Source organism: Paracoccus sp. pheM1 (genome assembly GCF_018499825.1).
In the GTDB taxonomy this organism is placed as follows: Bacteria; Pseudomonadota; Alphaproteobacteria; order Rhodobacterales; family Rhodobacteraceae; genus Paracoccus; species Paracoccus versutus.
On the sequence record NZ_JAGXCX010000002.1, the window covers coordinates 644,976 to 667,399 of the forward strand.

A 22,424-nucleotide genomic window follows, 5' to 3' on the forward strand; every position below is an offset into this window, starting at 1 on the left:
CCGGACATCGCGGTCGCCCGCTCGCGATTATCCGCCGCCGCCGACTGGTATCGGCGCAGCCCCAGCCCAGAGTGGGCGACAGGCCGAAAACCCCCGGAACGGCTCAAGGACGAAGCAATGTAGGCCAGTGGCGAGAGCGGCGGCCATCTTACCCGAGTAAAAAGCAATCTGCGCTACGCCGCTGCCTTAACTCATTACCGGCAAGCGTCTCTTTCCTATGCGCCGTAGAGCGGCACGACGGAGCGGAACCCGCGCTCCTCCGCCTGCACATCCAGGATCTTCACCGGCAAACCGTAAAGCATCTCGATCCGGGTCTCGGTCAAAGCCTCATGGCAGGGTCCAAAGACCGCGCCCTCCGGCAACATCAGCAGCGCCGTGTCAGCAACGGCCAGCGCGTGGTTGGGCTGATGCGTGGTCATGACCACCGCCAGCCCGCGGTCGGCCAGCCTGCGCACGAGGCGCAGCACCCGGTCCTGGTTGCCAAGGTCCAGCGCCGAGGCGGGCTCGTCCAGAAACAGCGCCGCAGGTTCGGCCGCGATGGCACGCGCGATCAGCACCATCTGACGCTGGCCGCCCGACAAGGCGTCGAAACGCTCGGCCGCCTTGTCGGCAAGGCCGATCACCGCCAGTGCCTCCAGCGCAATCTCGCGGTCGCGGCTGCCCGGCATGCGCAGCAATCCGATATGGCGCGCGCGGCCCATCAGCACCATGTCGATCACGCGATAGGGGAAGGCGCGGGCGAAATCCTGCGGCACCAGCGCCGCGGTGCCGGCCACCGTGATCCGCCCCCGGGTCGGGGCGCGCAGCCCGGTAGCGACCCGCAGCAGCGTGGACTTGCCGCAGCCATTGGCGCCCAGAACGGCCGCAACCTGACCCGCCGCGATCGCAAAATCCAGGTCGCGGAACTGCCAGCGGGTGCCGTCCCAGGAATGCGCGGCCCCTTCGGCGCGGATCAGCGGCTCAGCCATCCATCCGCCTTTCCCGCGTCCGCCACAGCAGGACCGCGAACATCGGCGTGCCGATCAGCGCGGTCAGGATGCCGAGGGGTATTTCCGAGGCGCTCATGCTGCGCGCGGCATCGTCCACCAGCAGCAGGAACGATCCGCCAAGCAGCGCCGAGGCCGGCAGCAGCACCCGGTGATCGGCACCGACCAGCATTCGCGCCAGATGCGGCACCACCAGCCCGACCCAGCCGACCATGCCGGACACCGCCACCTGCGCCGAGACGATCATCGCCGTCAGCGCCAGCAGCAGCCAGCGCAGCCCCGTGACCGGCAGCCCCAAGGCACGGGCATCCTCGTCACCCATCGACAGGATGTTGATCCGCCAGCGCAGCGCCAGAAGCCCCGCCGCGCAGGGCAGGACCGGCCCCGCCAGCAGCGCCGCCTTGCCCGCATCGGCGGTGGCAAAGCTGCCCAGCAGCCAGAACACGATCACCGGCAGCTTGTCCTGGCTGTCGGCGGTGAACTGCACCAGGCTGACCAACGCCCCGAAGAAGCCCGAGACCACGACCCCCGCCAGCACCAGAACGAGGATATTGCTGCGCGACACGACCGAGGCAAAAAGCCAGACCAGCGCCAGCGCCGACAACCCGAAGGCGAAGGCCGCGCCCACCAGCCCCAGATGCTGCCAGCCCAGCAGGATCGCCAGCGTCCCGCCGAAGGCCGCGCCCGACGAGACGCCCACCACCTGCGGGCCGACCAGCGGATTGCGGAACAGCCCTTGCAGCGAGGCCCCCGCCAGCGCCAGCCCCGCCCCGGCCAGGACGGCCATGGTGACGCGCGGCAGGCGGACCACGACGATCACGCTCCATTCCAGCGGCGTGACCGGCTCGGCCGGCGCGAGCCAGGGCGAAAGCAGGATCCGCAGCACGCGCCCCGGCGGAATGTCGATGCGGCCGACACCGAGTGAAGCGATGGCTGTGGCGACCAGCACCGCCGCCAGCGCCCACAGGATCCGGGTCTCGCGTCGTGCGGCGGCGACGGACAGCGCGGCGGTCACGGCTGATAGGGCACGCGGTAGAAGCGGCGGTAATAGTCGTCGGCATGGGCTTCCATGTCGATGTCCTCGAAGCGTTCGGGATAAAGCGTCTTGGCCATCCACAGCTCGCCCAGGGCCATGGCCTCGGGCATCGGATAGCCCCAGGCCTTGGCATATTCCGGCATCAGCCAGACCCGACCTGCCGTGACCGCGTCGATGGGCTGCCAGGCCGCGCCGGACTTGATCTCGTCCACCACCTGCGGATAGCGGTCCTGGACGAAGATGACCTGCGGGTTCCAGCCCAGGATCTCTTCCATCGTGACCTGCTTGTAGCCCTGGATCGAGTCCGCCGCGACGTTCTTTGCCCCGGCATAGGCCATCATCAGCCCGGTATACTTGCCGGTGCCATAGGTGGTCAGGTCCGGGTTCGCCATATAGGCGCGGACGCGATCGCCCTCGGGCACGTCGGCCAGCCGTTCGGCCACCAGCGCCCGCGACTCGGTCGCCGCCGCGATCAGGTCCTCGCCGGCCTCGGCCTTGCCGAATACTTCGGCGATCAGCCGCACGCCTTCGCGGAAGCCGGTGTCATAGGCCGCGGCCTCGTCGCCGCTAACCACGGGGCTTTGCTTGACCGCCTCCTCGGGCGGCACGTCAAGAAGCGAGATCGCCACCACCGGCAGGCCGACGGATTCGATCTGCTCGCGCATCTCGGCCGGGGCGTAATTGGTGACGAAGACGACATCGGGCTTCAGCGCCAGCAATTCCTCGATGTTCACGCTGGTCAGGCCGCCGGGCGTGCCGAGATCCTCGATCCCCGGCGCCAGCCGCGCGAAACCGGGACCGAGCTGCTTTTTCCATTCGTCCAGCACGCCGGCGACCTGGCCCTGCGCATCAAGCTGCACGGCGATGTTCAACGTCTGGTGCTGCAGGACGACGGCACGCTCGACGGTGTCGGGAATGGTCACCTCGCGCCCGATCTGGTCCGTGACGGTGCGGTCGGCAAGCGCGGGCGAGATAAGCGCGAGCGACAGGCCCAGGGCAAGCGCAGGCCGCGATGCCATTCGGCGATCAAAACATGTCATCGATGTCCCTCCGGCCTGTCATGCACAGGCGATTCGATATATCTAGTTAAGCATATCGCGTGACGCAGGACAGGATGGGAATGCCGCAAATCACTTTCGCCGTGGCGGGCAGCCTGGCCGCGGCGCTGACGGATTTCGCCCGCGCGTTCACCGCAAGGACGGGGCATGAGGTCCAGGTCCATCGCGGCCCGGCCGGACTCCTGGCCGAGGCGATCCGGAACGGCATGCCCGTCGATGTCTTCGTCTCGGCCAGCCCGCACGGGCCGGAGGCGCTGCACCGGTCGGGCCTGTTCGGCCCGCCCCGCACCATCGCCCGGAACCGCATGGTGCTGGTGGCCCGTCCGGCGCTGGAATCGTCCGCTGAGGATCCTCTGGCCCTGCTGGCCGATCCACGCTGGCGCATCGGCATGTCAACGCCCCGTGCGGATCCCGGCGGCGACTATGCCGCAGCCTTCCTGGAGAGGCTCAAGACCGAAGATCCCCGACGCTGGCAGGATCTCGGCCCGCGTTGCGTCAGCCTTTACGGCGCCGTGCTGCCGGACCCGCATAAGCCGCTCCACAGCCCGACACTCGCGGCCTTGATCGAGGGCCAGGCCGACATGCTGATCGTCTATGCGACCACGGCCGACCGGATCGCGCAGGCCCTTCCCGGAACACGGGTCCTGCCGCTGCCGCTGGAACTGGCGCCCCTGACCGAGATCTGCGCCTGCGTGCGATGCGACGGCCCCAAGCCGGCACACCGTTTCTTCGAGGCATTGCAAGGCGCGGATTGCAGGCTGATCCTGCGCCAACACGGCTTTCTCGCCGTCCCCGGTCAGCCCGGATAACCGAACCGCCCCTGCGCGTCCGGCCATGTCCAGATGCGGTCGTCGGCGAGGATCGCCTCGACGACCGCTTCCGCCCTCGGTCGGGCACTCGGGTTGTCGCCCATCCCCATATGCTCGGTCTCGATCTCGACCAGGAACGCGACAACCTCATCGCGGGGCGTTCCCCGGCGCAGTTGCGAGGCTGCCGAGATCAGATAGCTGTCGTATTCGTCCGCAAAGTTGGCCTCTTCGTCCCACCTGCCCGGCTGGCTTTCCGGGTCCAGCAGCCCGATGGGATCCCAGAGCGACCAGCCGATATCGCGCAGCTTCGACAGCTTGATCCGGGGTTGCGGTGCGATCTCGGTCATGGGTCCGCCGGGGCAAGGGCTGGAGGATGGGCCAGCTTCGCACAGCCCGGCGAATGGCCGCAACGGGTTCCGGAATCCGCGGCCGACCCACCATGGCCTCCTCTCAGGCGGCGCCCACCCGCTCGATCTCGACGGTGACGTGGGAAAGCGCGTGGATCCGCGCGAGGCGCGACTTGTAATGCGAGGGCGCCTGCGGATCGCTCGACACCAGCGAGACGATGGCGGCGTGATGGCCCGGCCCGACCTGCCAGACATGCAGGTCGGCGATCCGGTCGGTCTCGGTCTCGATCGCCGCGCGGATTTCGCCAGGCAGGTCCTCGTCCTGCGGGGTCCGGTCCAGCAGCACGGCGCCGGAATCGCGGATCAGCCCCCAGGACCAGCGCGCGATCACCAGCGCGCCCACGACGCCCATCAGCGGATCGGCCCAGAGCCAGCCATAGCTACGTCCGGCCAGCAACGCCACGATGGCCAGGATCGAGGTCAGCGCATCCGCCAGCACATGCAGATAGGCGGCGCGCAGGTTGTTGTCCCGCGCATGGCCATGGTGGTCATGATCGTGGTGATGATGCCCATGCCCGTGGTGATGGGAATGGTCGTCCCGGAGCAGCCAGGCACAGGCAAGGTTGACCACCAGCCCGACCACCGCGACACCGATGGCCTGCCCAAAGCGGATCTCGACCGGATTGGCCAGCCGCATCAGGCTTTCCCAGCCGATCAGCAGGGCGATCAGGGCCAGCACGACCGCACTGGCGAAGCCGCCGAGATCGCCCAGCTTGCCGGTGCCGAAGCTGAAGCGGGCATCGCCGACATGGCGGCGGGCATAGAGATAGGCCAGCGCGGTGATTAGCATCGCCCCGGCATGGGTGGACATGTGCCAGCCATCGGCCACCAGCGCCATCGAGCCGTAGAGCGTGCCGGCGGCGATCTCGGCCACCATCATCGAAGCCGTCAGGGCGATGACCAGCCAGACCCGGCGCTCATTGCGCCGGTGGTGCTGACCCAGGAAGTCGTGCCCGTGGGTATGGGCGGAGATGTCGATTGCGGACATGGCCGTTGCTCCCGCCGCCGCGCGGCTATTTCATGTAGGTTCGGATGACGTCGATCAGTTCCTCGCCGCCCTGCCGGCGCTCGGCCTCGGTCTCGGCGTGAAGCACGTGCTCGCGCAGATGGTCCTCCATCACCTCCGCCGTCAGCCCGCTCATTGCGCCGCGGGCCGAGGCCAGCTGGCGCAGGATCTCGCCGCAGGGCCTCTCGGCCTCCAGCGCGCGCTCGATCCCCTCGATCTGGCCCCTGAGGCGGCGGACCCGGGCGATCAGCTTCTGCTTGTCGCGGATGGTGTGGGACATGGCGGCGGCGATCCTCGGCTTCATATGGTATGGGGGACTATACTATATAAGGCGAGGTCGGGGAAGCCGGGGAATGGATGAGGGCTAACGATGCCTTCGCTGTCCGCTATTCCACGGACGATGGCACAGACCATCTATCGATCACAAAAGTCCCCTGTTTTTATGCAGCCCGTTTAGTGAACAGAGGTCGACCGGCAATTCCTGCGTCCAACCGAGGGCTGCGCAAATCACATGAGAGCACAAAGATGTCCAACATCAAAAACCGCATCCCTCCACCTCCATCTCACGAATAGATCACGACCGGCGCGCCGGGTTGCAGCATGGCGTAGATGTCCTCGATCTCTTCGTCGGTGACGGTGATGCAGCCGGCTGTCCAGTCCCGATTCTTGCGGACCCGTTCATTGCCTTCGGGCCCGCGGCCGTGGAACATGATGTCCCCGCCCGGATCGCGTCCCAGTCGTTCAGCGAAGGCACGGTCCCGGTCGTTCGGATAGGAAATGCCAACGGAGAGATGATAGCGGCTGCGGGGGTTGAAACGGTCAATGAAATAGAGCCCTTCCGGCGTCTTGCCGTCGCCCTCGAACTGCTTGTGGCCGATGGGCTGGAAGCCCAGGCCGAAATCGTAGGATTTCAGCACCGTCTGGCCGCTCACCAGGTGCAAGCGGCGCTGGCCCTTGTAGACCACGACCTGGGTGACCGGAGGACCGGAATAAGACTTGAACTGCGGTCGCTTCGGCTGGGGCGCACCACAGGCTGCGAGGGCGGAAAGACCTGCCAGGGAAAAATGGCGCCGGTTCAAGGAAATCATGCGGTATTGCTCCTGAAACGGGTCAGCGGCCATCAGAAGCGGGATAGCTGCTGAAGACCTCGGTGCTGCCGTCCTTGCGGATCAGCAGGACATCATAGGCCTCGCGTTCAGATTCCGGTCCCATGCCGGGGCTGCCGTAGGGCATGCCCGGAACCGCCAGCCCGGCGGCGTCGGGTCGATCCTGCAACAGCCGGCGAATATCCTCGACCGGAACATGCCCCTCCAGGAAATACCCGTCGATCTCGCCGGTATGGCAGGAGGCGTGCTCGACCGGCACACCCCTGTCGATCTTGTGCTTCATCAGCAGGGTGCCGAAGCGCTTTTCCGAGGTCACCTCGAAGCCTTGCTGGCGCAGATGGTTCGTCCATTCGACGCAGCATTCGCAACCCTGCCCTTCGACGACATGGAGGGCCGGGTGCGGGTTCTGCGCCGTGGCGGCAAGGGGGACGGCCAGCAAGGCAACGGCGATCAACGCGCTGCGGCTCGCGGTAGACATGGTTCTCATTCGATGGCCCTTCGGATCTTCGGGACCGCGAACTGGCGATCCTCGTGGAAATCGATGATGCTCGACAATGCGCCCGACGGCCGAAAGACATAGACGCCGGATGTATGATTCATCGTGTAATCGCCATCGTCACGCGGAACACGTTCGTATTTGACGGCAAAGCCGGCGGCCGCCAGGGCGATGTCCTCGGGCGATCCGGTCAGACCCCGGATGCGGGGATCGAAGTTCGACAGGTATTCGCCAAGGACCTGCGGACTGTCGCGTTCGGGATCGACGGTGATCAGGCTGACGCGGATGCGGTCGGCATCCGGTCCCAGGTCGTCCAGCCAACCGGAGATGTCCATCAGCGTCGTGGGACAGACATCGGGACACCAGGTGAAACCGAAGAAGACCATGCTGGCCTGCCCGAGCCAATCGCGCGGCGCGACGCGAGTGCCGTGATCGTCGGTCAGTTCCCAAGCCATGCGGGACAGATCCATCCTCTCGCCATCGCGGGCGCCCTCGCCCCCTCTCGGCGGGGGCGGATCACCGCCGCGCCAGGCACCCAGCCCCATCATGAAGCCGAAGGCTCCCGCCAGGCCCGCCGCACCCAGGATCAGCCCGCGGCGTCGCATCCCGCCCCCTGTGCGCGTATCGACAGGACCCGGGCGTCGATCTCGACCGAGCCGGCCCGTTCGAACCGCAACGCCACCGGAAAGGTTTCGCCTTCGGCAAGCGGCGCGGTCAGCTCCATCAGCATGCCATGATAGCCGCCGGGAGCCAGACTGACGGTCTCGCCAGCCGGAATGTCGATCGCCTCGGCATGCGGCATCGAGGCGACGCCGTCCTTGACCACGGTCCGGTGCAGCATCGGCATGGCGGCGACCGGGGTGTCGATCCCCGTCAGCCGGTCGCCGGTCTCGCCATCGTTGCGGATCTCGACATAGAAGACCGCCGGGCGGGCGGTGCCGATGGTGGCGCGCGACCAGGCGCCGGTGACGGTCAGGTCGCCCGCCGAGACGCTGGCGCATTCGGCCGCGGCGGCCAGGGGCAGCATGACGGCAAGCCCAAGCACAATTGCGAAGCGTTTCATCGGTTCAGATCCTTTCCTGGATATCCGCCAGAATCTCGGCTGCGGGGGTCTCATGGGGGAATTGGCGCAGCCATTCGCCATTCGGGCCGATCAAAAACAGCCCCGGACTATGCGACATGGTGTAGCCATCGGGTGCGGCCGGGGATTCCTCGCGCTCGAAATGGATCCTGAAGCTCTCGGCGGCCGCCTGCGTCGCGGCCCCGTCGCCGGCAAGGCCGAGGATCGCCGGATGGAAGGCCGCCAGATATTCGGACAGCCCCTGCCCGCGGTCCCGTTGGGGGTCGATGGAAATGAACAGCGGCTGCACCTTGTCCGCTTCCGATCCCAGGTCGTTCATCACCAGCGCCACCTCGGACATGGTCGTCGGGCAGACGTCGGGGCAGTTGGTGAAGCCGAAGAAGACCAGCGCGAACCTGCCACGGAAATCCTCCATGCCATAGGTCCGCCCGGCCGCGTCCTGCAATACGAAATCGGGACGGAAGGCGGCTTGGGATGGCTTAGGCCGCCTTCCGGCCCAGTGCAAGGCAAGAACACCCGCCAGCGCCGCGGCCACCAGCGCCCAGAGGACCAGCCTGATCCGTCGCAGGTTCATCGGCGGCCCCCTTACTGCGCGTTCACGGCGTCGGTGACGGCCGCGCGCAGTTTTTCGATGCTCAGATCCGTCAGCCTTTCGCCATTGAGGAAGAAGGTCGGCGTGCCCCGGATTTGCAGCACCTCCACATCCGCCATGTCCTGGTTCAGGACGGCGGTTATCGCCGGGTGCAGCCGGTCCGACCCGGCCTTGGCAAGATCCAGCCCCGCTTCGCCAGCGACCTGCCAGGCCCAGTCCAGCCGCGGAGCACCGTGTGCCGCCCAGCGGGGCTGCTGATCAAGCAGGGCGTCGAGCACGGGCACAAACCTGTCCTGCATCCTTGCGGCTTCCAGGATGCGCACGCCCTCGTCCGATCCCTGGTGGAAGGGGGCATAGCGCAGCACGACGCGCAGCTGTTCGGGATGGTCCCGCAGCAGCCGGCTGACCGCGGGATGGAAAGCGCGGCAGGCCTCGCAGGAGGGATCGAAGAACTCGACCAGCGTCACCGGCGCATCCGCGGATCCAAGGATCGGGGAATGCGGTCGGACCAGCGCATCGGGCTGGGCTTGCAGGGTCTCGGCGACAGCGGCGGTCTGCGCGGCCTCGCGCCGCCGGGCGACCTGCCAGGCCCCACCTGCGAAGGCGGCCGCGCCGAGGACGAGGCTGCCGATGACGATGGTTCTGCGGTTCACGTTGGTTTTCCTTTCCTGAGGCCAAGGCACAGCGCGATCCCGGCGAAGGCGCCAAGCGAGAGATAGGGGATCGGCAGGCCGATGATGGTCATCTGCGCCCGGTTCGAGCAGGAGGGGCCGTCCCGGGTGCAGGGGCTGGCGGTCTCGGGGATCAGCCCGGCGTAAAGGCCGGAATGCCAGAGCGCGATGGCCAGACCGGCCGACACCAACGGCAGGGCATAGAACCATGCGCCCGCGTCCCCGCGCCACAAGCCGATGGCCAACACCGGCACCAGCGGGAACATCGCGATCCGCTGATACCAGCACAGGGTGCAGGGCATCTGGCCCAGCACCTCGCCGATGAACAGCGCACCCAGAGTTGCCGCCAGAGCAGTCAGAAAAGCAGCAAGCAGCAGCATTTCGGCGGCGGAGGTGACAGCGCGGTTACCCTGCATCATGCGCTCAGGCCCCTGGATCGCGGAAACCTTTGTTCGTCCGGCCAATGGCGTGGGAACCGGGCAATTGCGAGACTTGAGCGCAGCACGGTTTCCCCAGATATACAGCCCAAGATAGGCAACGAGTATGAGCGCGGCGGCGATAAGAGTTTCCTTCATGGCGCTAGGTCCTTTTCGCCATGGGGAGCAGGAACAGCACCGCGCCCAGAAAGATCGCGATGTCCGCGCCATTGAAGGCCGGCCAATGCTGGTCGCCCCAATAGAGGTCCAGGAAATCCGTCACCCTGCCTTGCCGGAGCCGGTCCAGGACATTCCCTGCCGCCCCGCCCACGATCAACGCATGACCCACCGCCTCGAACGGATGGCGGGCACGCAAGGCCATGAGGGCGAAGAAGACGGTCAGCGCCGCCGTCAGCGCGGCCATGGCCAGCGGCCGTGTCGCCATGATTTCGGCAAGCAACCCGAAGCTTGCGCCGGTATTGAAGCCAAGAGCGAGGTTGAAACCGGCAAAGACCACGACGGGCCGTCCCTGCTCCAGCAAGGACAGCGCGGCGGACTTGCTCGCCTGGTCCAGCAGCAGAACCAGCAGGACGACCAGAAGAAGGCTGTGCGGTCTCAAGTCCGTTCCTCCCGGCGAAGGCCGATCCAGCGCGGCACCTGCCGCGCCCATCGGTCATAGGCCCCGCCATGACGGGCGCGCAGCAGGCGCTCCTCGCTGCGGATCTGGACGGATGCGGAGGCGGCGAACAGCGCCAGCCCGGCCAGCGTCGGCGCCGACGGGCTGGCCAGCAGGACACCGGCCAGAAGCAGGAACTGGCCCAGGAAGGTCGGGTTGCGGCTGATCCTGAACGGTCCGGTGGTGACCAGCGGCCCTTCCTCGCCAGCGCGCAGCCCGACGCGCCACGACGCCCCCATCGCCATCTGCGCGCCGAAGGCCACCGCCATGCCGAGGGCGGCCAACGCGACGCCTGCAACCTGCAGTCCCGTGGGCAGGGCTGTGGAACCGGCCACGACCGGGCCGACCAGCGCCAGCAGGAAGCCCAGACGAAAGCCGATGGCCGCCAGGCGGTCGCGGCCCCGCGCATAGGCGAACAGCCAGACCGGCTGGCCTGCCGCGCGCCGCGCCTCGGCCGAGCCCCAGAAGAACAGGGCCAGATAGCAGATCAGGATCAGCCACGCGGCCAGGGCGAGCGGCATCAGCTCTGCTCCGGGCGGAAGCCCAGCATGCGCAGGGCATTGAGCGTGACCAGCACGGTCGCGCCGGTATCGGCCAGGATGGCGATCCACAGCCCGGTGATGCCGAGGACCGAGGTCACCAGGAACACCGCCTTCAGCCCCAGCGCGATGGCGACGTTCTGGCGGATGTTGCCCATCGTCGCCCGCGCCAGCCGGATCAGCGCCGGAACGTCCGCCACCCGGTCGCGCAGGATCGCCGCATCCGCCGTCTCCAGCGCCACGTCGGTGCCCGAGCCCATCGCCACCCCCACGCTCGCCTGCTTCAGCGCCGGGGCGTCGTTGATGCCGTCGCCGATCATCATCACGCCCCCCTGCGCGGCCATGTCGCGGATCGCGGCCAGCTTGCCTTCGGGCAGCATCCCGGCGCGATGGTCCATGCCAAGGGCGCCCGCGATGGCCTCGGCGGTGCGCGGGTTGTCGCCGGTCAGCATGACCGCGCCGACATCCAGCGCGCGAAGCTGGGCCATCGCCTCGGCGGCATCGGCGCGCGGCTCGTCGCGCATGGCGATCAACCCCAGGGGGCGGCGCGCGCGAAAGACCGCGACCACGGTCTTGCCCTCGCTTTCCAGCGCGATGGCGCGGCGGATCGCATCGGTTTCGATTCCGCCCTGCTCGGCGGCATGGCGGGGCGAGGAGACCCATGCGGGCTCGTCCGCGACGACCGCCTCGACCCCCCGGCCCACCAGCGCCCGCGCCTCGCGCGCGGGCAGCGGGGCCACGCCCGCCTCGGCGGCACGCGCCAGGATGGCCCGCGCCAGCGGATGGCTGGAGCCGGCCTCGACCCCGCCCGCCACCGCCAGCAGCCCGGCCTCGTCCACGCCGGCGGCCGGCACCAGGTCGGTGACCACCGGCCGGCCATGCGTCAGCGTGCCGGTCTTGTCGAAGGCGACTTGGTTGACCTTGGCCGCGGCCTCGATCACCGCGCCGCCCTTCATCAACAGCCCGCGCTTCGCCCCGGCCGAGAGCGAGGAGGCGATCGAGGCCGGGACCGAGATCACCAGCGCGCAAGGGCAGCCGATCAGCAGCAGCGCCAGGCCGCGATAGATCCAGCTCCCCCAGTCCGCGCCGAATGCCAGCGGCGGCACCAGCACCACCAGCGCCGAGACCGCCACCACGGCGGGCATGTACCAGCGACTGAAGCGGTCGATGAAGCGCTCGGTGGGCGCGCGGGCTTCCTCGGCCTCCTCGACCAGCCGGATGATGCGGGCGATGGTGTTGTCCGCAGGCTCGCGCATGACGCGCACGCGCAGCGCCGCCTCGGTATTGATCGAGCCGGCGAAAACCCCGTCCCCCGGTCCCTTGGTCACCGGCACGCTCTCGCCGGTCACCGGGCTGTCGTCGATGCCGCTCGTGCCCTCGGCGATCGCGCCATCGGCGGGGATGCGGTCGCCGGGACGGACCAGCACGACCTGGCCGATCCCCAGGCTGTCGGCGGGAACCTCCCGCGTCTTGCCGTTCACCTCCAGCAGCGCGGTCTTGGGCACCAGATCGGCCAGCGCCCGGATGCCGTCGCGCGCCCGGCCGGCGGCGACGCCCTCCAGCACCTCGCCCAGGGCGAACAGGAACACGACCAGCGCCGCCTCCTCGGCCGCACCGATGAAGAGGGCGCCGACGGCGGCGATGGTCATCAGGCTTTCGATGGTGAAGGGCTGGCCCATGCGCAGCGCCGCGAAGGCGCGCTTCGCCACCGGGGCGACGCCGATCACGCAGGCCAGCAGGAAGGCCCAATAGCCCCATTCGGCCGTGGTCAACAGCTCGAAGGCCCAGGCCGCGGCCAGCAGCACGCCGGTCGTGACGACCAGCCGGCCCTTGGCGGTGCGATGCCATCTCTGGCCGCGGGCAGCGCCATGGTCGTGGCCATGCGTGGCCGGGGCGGCTGCCGGTGCCACGGCCGCCGCAGGCGCGGCATCGGGCAGCACGAAGGCCTTCTTGCGCGGTGCCTCCTGCCCGCGCGGCGCGATGCCAAAGCCCAGGCGCCGAACCGTGTCCTCGATCTGGTCGCGGCTCGCCCCCTCCGGGTGCAGCGTCAGCGACAGCTTCTCGGCCATCAGCCCGACCGAGACCTCGCCCACCCCCGGCATCCGCTCGACCGCCGCGGTGATCTTGCGGGTGCAGGCGGCGCAGTCCATGCCCGTCACCGTCCATTCGACCCGTTCGGCATTTTCGTCACGCATCGTTCATCTCCTGCCCGCGCAGACCGCGGGCCTTGTCCTCGATGATTCGGGAACCTAGGTGCTCCAGCAACTAGAGCTTCAAGGGGTTTCTCATGCTCTCCATCGGAAAACTCAGCCGGGCGACCGGGGTGAAGGTGCCGACGATCCGCTATTACGAACAGATCGGCCTTTTGCCCCAGCCCGAGCGGACGGCGGGCAACCAGCGGCTTTACACGCCGAAGGTGCAAGAGCGGCTGGCCTTCATCCGCCATGCCCGCGACCTGGGCTTCCCGCTCGAGGCGATCCGCGAGTTGCTGAGCCTGTCGGACCGGCCGGACATCCCCTGCGCCGCCGCCGACGAGATCGCCGGCCGCCAGCTTGCGGCGGTCAATGCCCGCATCGCCCGGCTGACGGTGTTGCGCGACGAATTGCAGCGCATGCTGGCGCAATGCGCCTGCGGCACCATCGCCGACTGCCGGGTGATCGAGGTGCTGGGCAACCATGATCTTTGCCTGCATGGCGATCATGGCGACACGGATCCCCCATAGGCGCGGTTTCGCACCGCCATCGAGACATGGGCCGGGCTGATCATCCGAGAGCCTCCTGGTTTCACATATCGCCGCGGGCTCGCGCCTGCGGCGAGGCTTCTAGAACACGGCGACCTGCGTGCCGATCTCGGCGAGGTCGTAAAGCTCGGTGACATGCTCGTTATAGAGGCCGTAGCAGCCGTTCGATGACAGGCGCCCGATCTTTCGGGTGTCATGCGTGCCGTGGATGAGATAGGCGGGCCAGGACAGATAGAGCCCATAAGCGCCAAGGGGATTTTCCGGCGCGCCGCCTTCGACGCGCAAGGGCAGGCTCGGATCCTTTTTGCGCATGTCGGGCGTGGGGGTCCATGGCGGGTTCTTCGCCTTGCGGACCACCTCGGTCTTGCCGCGCTTGGTCAGCTCCTCGGTCACCGGCACCGAGCAGGGATAGACCCGATAGGTGGCCTCGCCGGCGGACCAGTAGTGCAGCGCCCGCGACGAAACATCGGCCAGAATCACCCCGACCCCCAGGTCGCTGAAATGATCGCTCCAATGCCACATGCGGAAGGCGGACAGGTTCCGACGCCGATCGGCGTTCGGATTTACCTGCCAGGCGCCGATATCGGGTGCCTGCCCCTGGCCTGCACCGCCATAGACCATGTTCCCCGTGCTCGGGTCGAACTGCTGCGCAAACGCGCCCATGGCGCCGCTACCGGCACATACCAGCCCGCCGACAAATGCCCTGCGATCAAGGCCGGAGCCTTTGAATCCCTTATCCATGTTGATGACTCAATCCGTTCTGTCTGTGATCACATCAGCCCGGAAACCGCGTCGGGGTGGGCCATGACGACCGCACCCGGCGGGATTTTGCCAGGCTGATGGCGAATTGCGCCCGAGGCGCAGGATCAGACGAAGAGAGTTCTCGGAGGCCGCTCTTGCCGCAGCGGTCCCGTCGTTCGCCAGGACGAGACGGCAAACAGCCGCTCGAGCCTGCTGGCGTCCTGTGCGGCCCCATCTTGCAAGGACGCCGTCTCGACGGCGGCATGCGAGGCACAGGTCCAGTCGCAGGCTGTTCCATCGCTGCTGCAACTGCCGCTCAGCATGCAGGACGCATTGCCTGGGGCGGAAGAAGGCTCGGCCTCCTGCCCGGCTGCGGCTTCCATCGCCAATTGCTGCGACGCTACCACGCCGTCATGCGCCACCGACAGGATCAGGGCGGCGTTCATCACGGCAAAGGTGAACAGCAGGGCAAGCAGGCGCATCATGCCATATGGGTAGGATGGCCCGCCCGCGAAGTCCATCGGGATGTGATCGCAAATGCGTGTGTTCAAGGACGGGATCACCATTCTCGGCATCCGGTATCATTCGGAGGATCTCGCGATCTGGTTCCGGTGGGCAGACCGTGGACATCCGCTGGAACCATGCCGGCATCGGCGCCATCGAAGTCTGCCTCGACGGGAACTGGGTCAAGGTCGGGACCGTGCATGGCGAGACGAGCAAGGGCCGCCTGTTCGACGGGCTGCACGCACAGGAATGGATCGCGACCCGTCGCGCCCTGCGCACCCGATCCTCCACGGCTCGAATCGCGATTGCGGAATCTATCGGCTCGCGGATCTTTAGTTGGCAATCGCAGCATTTCATCGGCCAGGTCGTCCCTCGGGGCGGCTTTTTTTTCGGGAAGTTTCGATGAGCGCCAATGGCCTTGGCAAATGGGCAAAGTCACCGTCCAACCACGCTTGGGATGGCGGAAAACAAGAGGTTTTCCGGGCTTCAATCGCCTGTTGTTTCAGGCCTTTCCCCCGGAAATGCCGGGAAAATGCGGCATTTGCGCCCGGCAATGCAGGTGCAGCGCGGATCGCAGCAAGGGCTGGCCTAGGGGCCGGAAGGCGAAGAACCGCGGCCGCGCCTAGGCAGGGGGGCAGGAAATGCGGGCTGGGCGCATCCGACGGCCCAACCCCGCCCGCTGCGCCACCGATTCGGCGGGCAAGCGCCGCCTTGAGCCCGGCAGGCCCTGCTCCGACCCAGTCACCGGGGCGCCGGGTTCCGCTGCACTGCGGCGGTTCGCGCATTCGTTACGACAGATTATTACAATTTCTACATCAGTAATATTGCAATGTTGCGCAGCCATCCTTACAACGGGCGCTGCAACCCGCGCTGATTCTGCGCCGCGGCGGAAGCCCGGCGCCGAAAGCGGCAAAAGAGGACTCTGAGATGGCCCTGGACCAACCCACCCCGATCGCGCCCTATGACGCACCGGAAAAGGATCTCTACGAGATCGGCGAGATGCCGCCTCTGGGCTATGTGCCCCAGCAGATGTACGCCTGGGCCATCCGCCGCGAACGCCATGGCGAGCCCGACAAGGCCATGCAGGTCGAGGTGGTCGAGACGCCGCCGATCGACAGCAACGAGGTGCTGGTCCTGGTGATGGCGGCGGGCGTCAACTACAACGGCATCTGGGCCGGCCTCGGCGTGCCGATCAGCCCCTTCGACGGCCATGGCGCGCCCTATCACATCGCGGGCTCGGACGCCTCGGGCATCGTCTGGGCGGTGGGCGACAAGGTCAAGAACTGGAAGGTCGGGGACGAAGTCGTCATCCATTGCAACCAGGACGACGGCAACGACGAGGAATGCAACGGCGGCGACCCGATGTATTCGCCCAGCCAGCGCATCTGGGGCTATGAGACGCCGGACGGCAGCTTCGCGCAATTCACCCGCGTCCAGGCCCAGCAGCTGATGCGCCGCCCCCAGCACCTGACCTGGGAGGAATCGGCCTGCTACACGCTGACGCTGGCCACCGCCTACCGCATGCTCTTCGGCCACGAGCCGCATGAGCTGAAGCCGGGCATGAACGTGCTGGTCTGGGGCGCCTCGGGCGGGCTCGGCAGCTTCGCCATCCAGCTGATCAACGCCGCCGGGGCCAATGCGGTCGGCGTCATCAGCGACGAGGACAAGCGCGAGTTCGTCATGAGCCTTGGCGCCAAGGGCGTCATCAACCGCAAGGACTTCAAGTGCTGGGGCCAATTGCCCAAGGTGAACACCCCCGAATACAAGGAGTGGTTCAACGAGGTGCGCAAGTTCGGCAAGGCGATCTGGGACATCACCGGCAAGGGCAACAACGTCGACATCGTCTTCGAACATCCGGGCGAGGCGACCTTCCCGGTCTCGACCTTCGTCTGCAAGAAGGGCGGCATGGTGGTGATCTGCGCCGGCACCTCGGGCTTCAACTGCACCTTCGACGTGCGCTACATGTGGATGCACCAGAAGCGCCTGCAGGGCAGCCATTTCGCGCATCTGAAACAGGCGTCTGCGGCCAACAAGCTGATGCTCGAGCGCCGCATCGACCCCTGCATGTCCGAGGTCTTTCCCTGGGCCGAAATCCCGGCCGCGCATCTGAAGATGCTGCGCAACGAACACAAGCCCGGCAACATGGCGGTGCTGGTGCAGGCCCCCGTCACCGGCCTGCGCACCTTCGAGGACGCGCTGGAGGCGGGGCGCCGCTGACCCCGACCCCGGCGCAACTGGACCGTCCGGCGCGAGGAGGCGCCGGGCGGTCTTTTGCTTTGCAAGGCAGGTGTCATTGCAAGCGACATGTCATGGCAAGAAGCGTGGCAAAAAGCCGCTGCCCGCAGAACGGGCAGAACGAAAACCCTCTAGCCATTGATATTACGTGATTTATCCCTGGGATAACTTGGCATTACGCCAAAAACTCGGGCATTTTGCCCGAATATTGCTCTTGCCCCATTCAAACTGCCCGCACCTTGGGCTAAGGAGCCCTCCGACCCCAAGGGAAAGGATTCCGCGACATGCCGCAGATCGACGACAAGCTTGCCCCCATCTATGAGGAGGTGGTCCGCCGCAACGCAGGCGAGCCCGAATTCCACCAGGCGGTGCGCGAGGTTCTGGAAAGCCTTGGCCGCGTCGTCGCCAAGCGCCCCGACTACCTGGAGGACGCCCTGATCGAGCGCATCTGCGAACCCGAGCGCCAGATCATCTTCCGCGTGCCGTGGACCGATGACAAGGGCCGGGTGCAGATCAACCGCGGCTTCCGGGTGCAGTTCAGCTCGGCCATGGGCCCCTACAAGGGCGGCTTGCGCTTCCACCCCTCGGTGAACGTGGGCATCATCAAGTTCCTGGGCTTCGAGCAGATCTTCAAGAACGCGCTGACCGGCCTGCCCATCGGCGGCGGCAAGGGCGGCTCGGACTTCGATCCCAAGGGCCGCACGGACGGCGAGATCATGCGCTTCTGCCAAAGCTTCATGACCGAGCTTTACCGCCACCTGGGCGAATATACCGACGTGCCGGCGGGCGACATCGGCGTGGGCGCGCGCGAGATCGGCTACATGTTCGGCCAATACAAGCGCCTGACCAACCGCTACGAGGCGGGCGTACTGACCGGCAAGGGCCTGTTCTACGGCGGCTCGCTGGCGCGCAAAGAGGCGACCGGCTACGGCAACACCTATTTCACCCAGGCCATGCTGAAGACCGGCGGCACCGATTTCGACGGCAAGACGGTCGTGGTCTCGGGCTCGGGCAACGTCGCCATCTACACCATCGAGAAGGTGCAGGAATTCGGCGGCAAGGTCATCGCCTGCTCGGACAGCTCGGGCTATATCGTGGACGAGGGCGGCATCGACCTCGGCCTCCTCAAGGAAATCAAGGAAGTGCGCCGCGGCCGCATCTCGCAATACGTGCGGATGAAGGGCGAAGGCAACGGCGCCTATTTCGTGAAATCCGGCGAGGGCTCGATCTGGGACGTGGCCTGCGAGGTCGCCATGCCCTCGGCCACGCAGAACGAGCTGACCGGCAAGGACGCCGCCAAGCTGGTCAAGAACGGCGTGACCGCGGTCGGCGAGGGCGCGAACATGCCCTGCACCCCCGAGGCGATCCGCACCTTCCAGCAGGCCGGCGTCAAGTTCGGCCCCGGCAAGGCGGCGAACGCCGGCGGCGTCGCCACCTCGGCGCTGGAGATGCAGCAGAACGCCTCGCGCGACCGCTGGAGCTTCGAAAAGACCGAGGCCAAGCTTGCCGAGATCATGCGCGACATCCATGACAGCTGCTACAGCACGGCCGAGGAATTCGGCGCACCGGGCGATTACGTCATCGGCGCCAACATCGCCGGCTTCATCCGCGTGGCCGAACCGATGCGCGCCTTCGGCGTGATCTGATGCCGCAGCAGGCGGGCCGCATCCCGGCCCGCCTTGCCAGCACGGGCCGGGACCGCTAAGCGGCACCATGCCCCTGCCCATCGCCCCCTCATGCTGATCTTTCTCCAGCCCCGCATCGTGCTGCTGTCGGTGCCCAAGACCGGGACGACGGCGCTGGAACAGGCGCTGGCGCCCAGGGCCGAGATCGTCTTTCGCAGCCGGCCCGAGATCAAGCACCTGAAGCTGCGGCAATATCGCAGCCGCATCCGGCCGCTGCTCGAGCCGCTGGGCGAGCCCGCGTTCGAAACCGTGGCGGTGATCCGCGAACCGCTGGACTGGCTGCGCAGCTGGTATCGCTTTCGCGCCCGCGACGAACTGATCGGCCATGCCAACAGCACCGCCCATGTCAGCTTCGAGCGTTTCGCGGACGACTACCTGCGCCCCGGCGATCGCCCGGCCCATGCCCGGCTGGGCCGGCAATCCGATTTCCTCGTCGACAATGACGGCCGGATCGCGGTCGATCACCTCTTCCGCTACGAGGCGATGCCGGCGCTGACGCAATTCCTGGCGCAGCGCCTCGGCAAGCCGGTCGCGCTGCGGCGCAGCAATGTCTCGCCCCCCGCCGTCACCGACCTGGCGCCCGAGGCCGAGGCGCGGCTGCGCGCCGCCCTGGCCGCCGACCACGCCATCTGGCAGGATGCACGTCAGGCGCCGTAAAGCGCCTTCGCCCGGTCCTCGAAGGCGCGCACGATGCGCATCATCGCCTCGCCGAAAACCACGCCGATCACCTTGCCCAGGATGGCGTTGCGGAACTCGAAATCGACGAAGAACTCGACCTTGCAGCCGCCCTCCGGCAGGTCGGCGAAGCTCCAGCCGCTGCGCAGGTACTTGAAGGGCCCGTCCAGGTATTCGGTGTCGATGCGCTTCGTCTCGGGCCACAGCGTCACGCGCGAGCCGAAGCGCTCGCGGAACACCTTGAAGCTGATGACCAGGTCGGCCTCGACCACCTCGCTGCCCGAGGCGCCGGGCCGGCGCGCGCGAATACGCGCGGCAGTGTTCCAGGGCAGGAACTCGGGGTATCTTTCTATATCGGCCACCAGCGCATACATCTGGTCGGCGCTATAGGGCAGGATTCGGCTGTCGCTATGCTGAGGCAAGAGGTCGTCCCGGCGCATTTTCGGTTTCCGGGGGCAGCACTAGCAAAGGAACGGGCGCATGAACAACCTCATCTGGCTGATCCGGGCCGCCCGCTGGGCGCGAAACCCGCCCAGCGCCCGAACCGTCGCGCTGGTCCTCGGCGTCATCGCGGCCGGCCTGCTGCTTGCCGGGCTCGAACATTTCGGCCTCTGGCCCGATTGGGCCACCACCGAACGCCCGCGCGGCATCCAGTTGCAGCGCCCCTGACCGCCGCCGCGACAGGTTGGCGCACCCCGCCGCGGCACCGCCTTTCACCGTTTCCCAAATACTCCTGCGACCGCGCCACGGACAGCGGCCGGCCCGCCGGAGGGCACCGCCCCTGCCCTTCTCTGTTCTGCAAATACTCCCCGCGGCCGTGCCACCCGCGCCGCCGCCCCTAATTCCCCAATGCCGCGAAACTGTCGCATTGCGCCATCTGCCCCGAGGCAAAGCCGCGCTTGAACCAGGCCTGGCGCTCGGCGGCCGAGCCATGGGTGAAGGCGTCGGGCACCACCGCCCGGCCGGCGCTTTCCATCAGCGTGTCGTCGCCCACCGCGGCAGCGGCATTGATCGCCTCGTCGATGTCCCCCTCCTCGATGGTGCCGAACTGCTCGCTGGCCTGCCGCGCCCAGATCCCGGCATAGCAATCCGCCTGCAATTCGGTGGCGACCGACAGCCGGTTCGCATCGCGCTCGCCCAACCGGGCGCGCAGCCCGTTCACCTCGGAAAGCGTCCCGGTCAGGTTCTGTACGTGATGGCCGACCTCATGCGCGATGACATAGGCATAGGCGAAATCGCCCCCCGCCCCCATCTTGCCGGCCATGACCCGAAAGAAATCCGTGTCCAGGTAGACCTTGCGGTCGCCGGGGCAATAGAACGGCCCCATCGCCGCCGAGGCGCCGCCGCAGGCCGATTGCACCGCGCCCGAAAACAGCACCAGCCCCGGATCCTGGTAGCGCATGCCGGCCTGGTCGGGCAGCACGCCGGCCCAGACCTCCTCGGTATCGGCCAGCACGACCGAGACGAACTGGCCGATCTCGCGCTCTTCCTGCGTCAGCTCGCGCGACTCGCCGGGCGCGCCGCCCTCGTCCAGGGCGCCGACGATGGGCGAGATGTCGATGCCGAAGAAATACCCCACCGCCAGCACCACCAGCACGCCGACGACGCCCATGCCGCCCGCGCCGGCGGCCCGGCCCATGCCGCGCCGATCCTCGACATTCCTGCTGCCGCGCCTGCCCCGCCATTCCATCGCGCCGTCCTCCCCGCCGTGATCCCGCCTGCCGAGCTTATCGCAACCCCGCCACGGCGCAACACGCGCGCAGGCTTGACAGTTCCGGCCCCAGCCCGCAGCACGTTCCCAAACGAAAGGGGCAGGCATGTTCGACTGGGTGGTTTCGACGATCGAGAGCTGGGGCTATCTGGGCGTGCTGATGCTCATGGTGGCCGAGAACGTCTTTCCGCCCATCCCCTCCGAGGTGATCATGCCTCTGGCCGGCTTCCTGGCCGGCAGCGGGCGGATGTCGCTGACGCTGACCATCCTGGTCGGCACCATCGGCTCGGTCCTGGGCACGCTGATGTGGTATTACATCGGCCTGTGGTTCGGCGAGGAGCGGCTGAAGCGCTTTGCCGCCCGGCACGGCCGGCTGCTCACGCTTTCGCCCTCGGACATCGACGCCGCGCATGAATGGTTCCAGCGCCACGGCGCCATGGCGGTGTTCTTCGGCCGCATGATCCCGGCGATCCGCACGCTGATCTCGGTCCCGGCGGGGCTCGCGCGGATGCCGATGTGGAAATTCCTGCTCTATACCGTGATCGGCAGCGCGCTCTGGACCGGGGTGCTGACCTTTGCCGGGCTGATGCTGCATGAAAACTATGCGCTGGTCGCGGATTGGGTCGATCCGCTGTCCAAGCTGGTGGTGGTGGCGGTGGTGGCGATCTATCTTTACCGCGTCGTCACCTGGAAGCCGCATTGAGTTCACGCGATTGGCACTTGCCGGCCGCGAGGCGCGGTCCTAACCGGAAGCCATGAACGGATTTTCAAGCAAGCATGTCGCCGTCACCGCCGGCGCCGGTTCCGCCGCGCTGCTGGCCGCCGCGCTGACCTTCCAGGCCCTGGGCTATGCGCCCTGCGAACTGTGCATCCTGCAGCGCTGGCCGCATCTGGTCGCCGCGATCATCGGCGGGCTGATCTGGTTCTTCGGCTGGAAGCGCTGGCTGGCGGCGCTGGGGCTGCTGGCCGCGCTTTGCGCCACCGGCCTTGCCATCTATCACGCGGGCGTCGAATTGCAGGTCTGGCAGGGGCCGCAGCATTGCTCGGGCGGGGTCTCGGGCCTGGCCAGCATGTCCACGCAGGATCTGATGGCGGCGCTGGAAAAGGCGCCGGTCGTGCGCTGCGACGAGGTGGCCTGGAGCCTGTTCGGCATTTCCATGGCCGGCTGGAACGCGATCCTCTCGGCCGGGCTGTCGGCGCTGTGGCTGGCCTCGGTCCGCGGCCGCAGGCGCGAGGCCGGGCTGGCCTGAGCCG

General features: G+C 67.5%; 29 protein-coding genes. 9 read left to right on the forward strand and 20 right to left on the reverse strand.

From position 1 onward, the window contains the following. Nucleotides 1–215 precede the first annotated feature (215 nt). From KF941_RS17195 to KF941_RS17205, 3 genes are read right to left on the reverse strand one after another with little or no spacing between them, the layout of a single operon-like run. Complete coding sequence (locus KF941_RS17195) at nucleotides 216–968, reverse strand: ABC transporter ATP-binding protein (RefSeq protein ID WP_114537256.1); 753 nt, start codon at nucleotides 966–968, stop codon at nucleotides 216–218. Next, the gene (locus KF941_RS17200) at nucleotides 961–2,001 is read right to left on the reverse strand and encodes an iron ABC transporter permease (RefSeq protein WP_244294969.1); all 1,041 of its coding nucleotides are present in this window, start codon (nucleotides 1,999–2,001) and stop codon (nucleotides 961–963) included. The genes KF941_RS17195 and KF941_RS17200 overlap by 8 nt, the downstream gene beginning before the upstream one ends. After that, nucleotides 1,998–3,041, reverse strand: a complete 1,044-nt coding sequence (locus KF941_RS17205; protein WP_214274016.1) for an ABC transporter substrate-binding protein — start codon at nucleotides 3,039–3,041, stop codon at nucleotides 1,998–2,000. Before KF941_RS17205 ends, KF941_RS17200 begins: the two co-directional genes overlap by 4 nt. Before the next feature lie 101 nt (nucleotides 3,042–3,142). Here KF941_RS17205 and KF941_RS17210 point away from each other — a divergent pair, with 101 nt between their 5' ends. Continuing rightward, nucleotides 3,143–3,889, forward strand: a complete 747-nt coding sequence (locus tag KF941_RS17210) for a substrate-binding domain-containing protein (RefSeq protein ID WP_214274017.1) — start codon at nucleotides 3,143–3,145, stop codon at nucleotides 3,887–3,889. Here the strand turns inward: KF941_RS17210 and KF941_RS17215 are convergent. The 13 genes from KF941_RS17215 to KF941_RS17275 form a co-directional block, all read right to left on the reverse strand. Continuing rightward, nucleotides 3,877–4,236 carry a hypothetical protein gene (locus tag KF941_RS17215; protein WP_214274018.1) on the reverse strand — a complete coding sequence of 120 codons (360 nt, stop codon included), beginning with the start codon at nucleotides 4,234–4,236 and terminating at the stop codon, nucleotides 3,877–3,879. The genes KF941_RS17210 and KF941_RS17215 overlap by 13 nt on opposite strands. A gap of 103 nt (nucleotides 4,237–4,339) precedes the next feature. Continuing rightward, nucleotides 4,340–5,284 carry a CDF family Co(II)/Ni(II) efflux transporter DmeF gene (gene dmeF / locus KF941_RS17220; protein WP_214274019.1) on the reverse strand — a complete coding sequence of 315 codons (945 nt, stop codon included), beginning with the start codon at nucleotides 5,282–5,284 and terminating at the stop codon, nucleotides 4,340–4,342. A 25-nt stretch (nucleotides 5,285–5,309) separates the two neighbouring features. Then, nucleotides 5,310–5,582, reverse strand: coding sequence for a metal/formaldehyde-sensitive transcriptional repressor (locus KF941_RS17225; RefSeq protein ID WP_214274020.1), 273 nt, complete (start codon nucleotides 5,580–5,582; stop codon nucleotides 5,310–5,312). A 283-nt stretch (nucleotides 5,583–5,865) separates the two neighbouring features. Next, on the reverse strand, nucleotides 5,866–6,390 hold the full coding sequence (locus tag KF941_RS17230; protein WP_116221712.1) for a L,D-transpeptidase family protein: 525 nt from the start codon (nucleotides 6,388–6,390) through the stop codon (nucleotides 5,866–5,868). A 22-nt stretch (nucleotides 6,391–6,412) separates the two neighbouring features. Beyond that, nucleotides 6,413–6,886 carry a DUF411 domain-containing protein gene (locus tag KF941_RS17235; protein ID WP_214274021.1) on the reverse strand — a complete coding sequence of 158 codons (474 nt, stop codon included), beginning with the start codon at nucleotides 6,884–6,886 and terminating at the stop codon, nucleotides 6,413–6,415. Nucleotides 6,887–6,891: 5 nt separating this feature from the next. After that, entirely contained in the window at nucleotides 6,892–7,509 is a 618-nt protein-coding gene (locus KF941_RS17240; RefSeq protein ID WP_214274022.1) for an SCO family protein, read from the reverse strand. Beyond that, entirely contained in the window at nucleotides 7,491–7,967 is a 477-nt protein-coding gene (locus KF941_RS17245; RefSeq protein WP_214274023.1) for a copper chaperone PCu(A)C, read from the reverse strand. Before KF941_RS17245 ends, KF941_RS17240 begins: the two co-directional genes overlap by 19 nt. A 4-nt stretch (nucleotides 7,968–7,971) precedes the next feature. Then, entirely contained in the window at nucleotides 7,972–8,559 is a 588-nt protein-coding gene (locus tag KF941_RS17250) for an SCO family protein (protein WP_214274024.1), read from the reverse strand. An 11-nt stretch (nucleotides 8,560–8,570) separates the two neighbouring features. Further along, nucleotides 8,571–9,230 (reverse strand): thioredoxin domain-containing protein, encoded by a 660-nt coding sequence (locus KF941_RS17255; RefSeq protein WP_214274025.1) that lies wholly within the window; start codon nucleotides 9,228–9,230, stop codon nucleotides 8,571–8,573. Beyond that, entirely contained in the window at nucleotides 9,227–9,667 is a 441-nt protein-coding gene (locus tag KF941_RS17260) for a disulfide bond formation protein B (protein ID WP_240540543.1), read from the reverse strand. The genes KF941_RS17255 and KF941_RS17260 overlap by 4 nt, the downstream gene beginning before the upstream one ends. A 160-nt stretch (nucleotides 9,668–9,827) precedes the next feature. Next, nucleotides 9,828–10,283: a signal peptidase II gene (lspA, locus tag KF941_RS17265; protein ID WP_240540468.1), complete on the reverse strand. Its 456-nt coding sequence runs from the start codon at nucleotides 10,281–10,283 to the stop codon at nucleotides 9,828–9,830. Beyond that, nucleotides 10,280–10,861 (reverse strand): isoprenylcysteine carboxylmethyltransferase family protein, encoded by a 582-nt coding sequence (locus tag KF941_RS17270; protein ID WP_214274027.1) that lies wholly within the window; start codon nucleotides 10,859–10,861, stop codon nucleotides 10,280–10,282. Before KF941_RS17270 ends, lspA begins: the two co-directional genes overlap by 4 nt. Continuing rightward, on the reverse strand, nucleotides 10,861–13,074 hold the full coding sequence (locus tag KF941_RS17275) for a heavy metal translocating P-type ATPase (RefSeq protein ID WP_214274028.1): 2,214 nt from the start codon (nucleotides 13,072–13,074) through the stop codon (nucleotides 10,861–10,863). Before KF941_RS17275 ends, KF941_RS17270 begins: the two co-directional genes overlap by 1 nt. A 92-nt stretch (nucleotides 13,075–13,166) precedes the next feature. On the opposite strand from KF941_RS17275, the gene KF941_RS17280 reads away from it, so the two are divergent. Further along, on the forward strand, nucleotides 13,167–13,601 hold the full coding sequence (locus KF941_RS17280; protein WP_214274029.1) for a helix-turn-helix domain-containing protein: 435 nt from the start codon (nucleotides 13,167–13,169) through the stop codon (nucleotides 13,599–13,601). A 99-nt stretch (nucleotides 13,602–13,700) separates the two neighbouring features. On the opposite strand, the gene KF941_RS17285 is transcribed toward KF941_RS17280, so the two are convergent. Beyond that, the gene (locus KF941_RS17285; RefSeq protein WP_346429007.1) at nucleotides 13,701–14,282 is read right to left on the reverse strand and encodes a L,D-transpeptidase; all 582 of its coding nucleotides are present in this window, start codon (nucleotides 14,280–14,282) and stop codon (nucleotides 13,701–13,703) included. A gap of 203 nt (nucleotides 14,283–14,485) precedes the next feature. Then, on the reverse strand, nucleotides 14,486–14,926 hold the full coding sequence (locus tag KF941_RS17290; protein WP_214274031.1) for a hypothetical protein: 441 nt from the start codon (nucleotides 14,924–14,926) through the stop codon (nucleotides 14,486–14,488). 56 nt (nucleotides 14,927–14,982) lie between these two features. Between KF941_RS17290 and KF941_RS17295 the strand changes: the two genes are divergently transcribed. The 4 genes from KF941_RS17295 (at nucleotide 14,983) to KF941_RS17310 (ending at nucleotide 19,441) form a co-directional block, all read left to right on the forward strand. After that, entirely contained in the window at nucleotides 14,983–15,270 is a 288-nt protein-coding gene (locus KF941_RS17295; protein WP_214274032.1) for a hypothetical protein, read from the forward strand. Between the two features lie 521 nt (nucleotides 15,271–15,791). Then, nucleotides 15,792–17,081, forward strand: a complete 1,290-nt coding sequence (gene ccrA / locus KF941_RS17300; protein ID WP_036752507.1) for a crotonyl-CoA carboxylase/reductase — start codon at nucleotides 15,792–15,794, stop codon at nucleotides 17,079–17,081. 302 nt (nucleotides 17,082–17,383) lie between these two features. Further along, on the forward strand, nucleotides 17,384–18,745 hold the full coding sequence (gene gdhA, locus KF941_RS17305; RefSeq protein ID WP_036752510.1) for an NADP-specific glutamate dehydrogenase: 1,362 nt from the start codon (nucleotides 17,384–17,386) through the stop codon (nucleotides 18,743–18,745). Nucleotides 18,746–18,835: 90 nt separating this feature from the next. Next, nucleotides 18,836–19,441 (forward strand): gamma-glutamyl kinase, encoded by a 606-nt coding sequence (locus KF941_RS17310; RefSeq protein ID WP_214274033.1) that lies wholly within the window; start codon nucleotides 18,836–18,838, stop codon nucleotides 19,439–19,441. Here the strand turns inward: KF941_RS17310 and KF941_RS17315 are convergent. After that, entirely contained in the window at nucleotides 19,429–19,881 is a 453-nt protein-coding gene (locus KF941_RS17315) for a type II toxin-antitoxin system RatA family toxin (RefSeq protein WP_036752698.1), read from the reverse strand. The genes KF941_RS17310 and KF941_RS17315 overlap by 13 nt on opposite strands. Before the next feature lie 58 nt (nucleotides 19,882–19,939). On the opposite strand from KF941_RS17315, the gene KF941_RS17320 reads away from it, so the two are divergent. Further along, nucleotides 19,940–20,128 carry a hypothetical protein gene (locus KF941_RS17320; RefSeq protein ID WP_036752516.1) on the forward strand — a complete coding sequence of 63 codons (189 nt, stop codon included), beginning with the start codon at nucleotides 19,940–19,942 and terminating at the stop codon, nucleotides 20,126–20,128. 169 nt (nucleotides 20,129–20,297) lie between these two features. On the opposite strand, the gene KF941_RS17325 is transcribed toward KF941_RS17320, so the two are convergent. Continuing rightward, entirely contained in the window at nucleotides 20,298–21,149 is an 852-nt protein-coding gene (locus tag KF941_RS17325; protein ID WP_036752517.1) for a neutral zinc metallopeptidase, read from the reverse strand. A 127-nt stretch (nucleotides 21,150–21,276) separates the two neighbouring features. On the opposite strand from KF941_RS17325, the gene KF941_RS17330 reads away from it, so the two are divergent. After that, the gene (locus KF941_RS17330) at nucleotides 21,277–21,873 is read left to right on the forward strand and encodes a DedA family protein (RefSeq protein WP_036752519.1); all 597 of its coding nucleotides are present in this window, start codon (nucleotides 21,277–21,279) and stop codon (nucleotides 21,871–21,873) included. A gap of 52 nt (nucleotides 21,874–21,925) precedes the next feature. Next, complete coding sequence (locus KF941_RS17335) at nucleotides 21,926–22,420, forward strand: disulfide bond formation protein B (RefSeq protein WP_036752529.1); 495 nt, start codon at nucleotides 21,926–21,928, stop codon at nucleotides 22,418–22,420. Nucleotides 22,421–22,424 lie beyond the last annotated feature (4 nt).

Excerpts from the sequence above, each read along its gene's own strand:
- KF941_RS17195 (WP_114537256.1), bottom strand. The coding sequence starts at position 968 with ATGGCTGAGCCGCTGATCCGCGCCGAAGGGGCCGCGCATTCCTGGGAC.
- KF941_RS17205 (WP_214274016.1), bottom strand. The coding sequence starts at position 3,041 with ATGGCATCGCGGCCTGCGCTTGCCCTGGGCCTGTCGCTCGCGCTTATC.
- KF941_RS17210 (WP_214274017.1), top strand. The coding sequence starts at position 3,143 with ATGCCGCAAATCACTTTCGCCGTGGCGGGCAGCCTGGCCGCGGCGCTG.
- KF941_RS17215 (WP_214274018.1), bottom strand. The coding sequence starts at position 4,236 with ATGACCGAGATCGCACCGCAACCCCGGATCAAGCTGTCGAAGCTGCGC.
- dmeF (WP_214274019.1), bottom strand. The coding sequence starts at position 5,284 with ATGTCCGCAATCGACATCTCCGCCCATACCCACGGGCACGACTTCCTG.
- KF941_RS17225 (WP_214274020.1), bottom strand. The coding sequence starts at position 5,582 with ATGTCCCACACCATCCGCGACAAGCAGAAGCTGATCGCCCGGGTCCGC.
- KF941_RS17230 (WP_116221712.1), bottom strand. The coding sequence starts at position 6,390 with ATGATTTCCTTGAACCGGCGCCATTTTTCCCTGGCAGGTCTTTCCGCC.
- KF941_RS17235 (WP_214274021.1), bottom strand. The coding sequence starts at position 6,886 with ATGTCTACCGCGAGCCGCAGCGCGTTGATCGCCGTTGCCTTGCTGGCC.
- KF941_RS17240 (WP_214274022.1), bottom strand. The coding sequence starts at position 7,509 with ATGCGACGCCGCGGGCTGATCCTGGGTGCGGCGGGCCTGGCGGGAGCC.
- KF941_RS17245 (WP_214274023.1), bottom strand. The coding sequence starts at position 7,967 with ATGAAACGCTTCGCAATTGTGCTTGGGCTTGCCGTCATGCTGCCCCTG.
- KF941_RS17250 (WP_214274024.1), bottom strand. The coding sequence starts at position 8,559 with ATGAACCTGCGACGGATCAGGCTGGTCCTCTGGGCGCTGGTGGCCGCG.
- KF941_RS17260 (WP_240540543.1), bottom strand. The coding sequence starts at position 9,667 with ATGATGCAGGGTAACCGCGCTGTCACCTCCGCCGCCGAAATGCTGCTG.
- KF941_RS17270 (WP_214274027.1), bottom strand. The coding sequence starts at position 10,861 with ATGCCGCTCGCCCTGGCCGCGTGGCTGATCCTGATCTGCTATCTGGCC.
- KF941_RS17275 (WP_214274028.1), bottom strand. The coding sequence starts at position 13,074 with ATGCGTGACGAAAATGCCGAACGGGTCGAATGGACGGTGACGGGCATG.
- KF941_RS17280 (WP_214274029.1), top strand. The coding sequence starts at position 13,167 with ATGCTCTCCATCGGAAAACTCAGCCGGGCGACCGGGGTGAAGGTGCCG.
- KF941_RS17285 (WP_346429007.1), bottom strand. The coding sequence starts at position 14,282 with ATGGGCGCGTTTGCGCAGCAGTTCGACCCGAGCACGGGGAACATGGTC.
- KF941_RS17290 (WP_214274031.1), bottom strand. The coding sequence starts at position 14,926 with ATGGTGATCCCGTCCTTGAACACACGCATTTGCGATCACATCCCGATG.
- ccrA (WP_036752507.1), top strand. The coding sequence starts at position 15,792 with ATGGCCCTGGACCAACCCACCCCGATCGCGCCCTATGACGCACCGGAA.
- gdhA (WP_036752510.1), top strand. The coding sequence starts at position 17,384 with ATGCCGCAGATCGACGACAAGCTTGCCCCCATCTATGAGGAGGTGGTC.
- KF941_RS17310 (WP_214274033.1), top strand. The coding sequence starts at position 18,836 with ATGCTGATCTTTCTCCAGCCCCGCATCGTGCTGCTGTCGGTGCCCAAG.
- KF941_RS17320 (WP_036752516.1), top strand. The coding sequence starts at position 19,940 with ATGAACAACCTCATCTGGCTGATCCGGGCCGCCCGCTGGGCGCGAAAC.
- KF941_RS17325 (WP_036752517.1), bottom strand. The coding sequence starts at position 21,149 with ATGGAATGGCGGGGCAGGCGCGGCAGCAGGAATGTCGAGGATCGGCGC.
- KF941_RS17330 (WP_036752519.1), top strand. The coding sequence starts at position 21,277 with ATGTTCGACTGGGTGGTTTCGACGATCGAGAGCTGGGGCTATCTGGGC.
- KF941_RS17335 (WP_036752529.1), top strand. The coding sequence starts at position 21,926 with ATGAACGGATTTTCAAGCAAGCATGTCGCCGTCACCGCCGGCGCCGGT.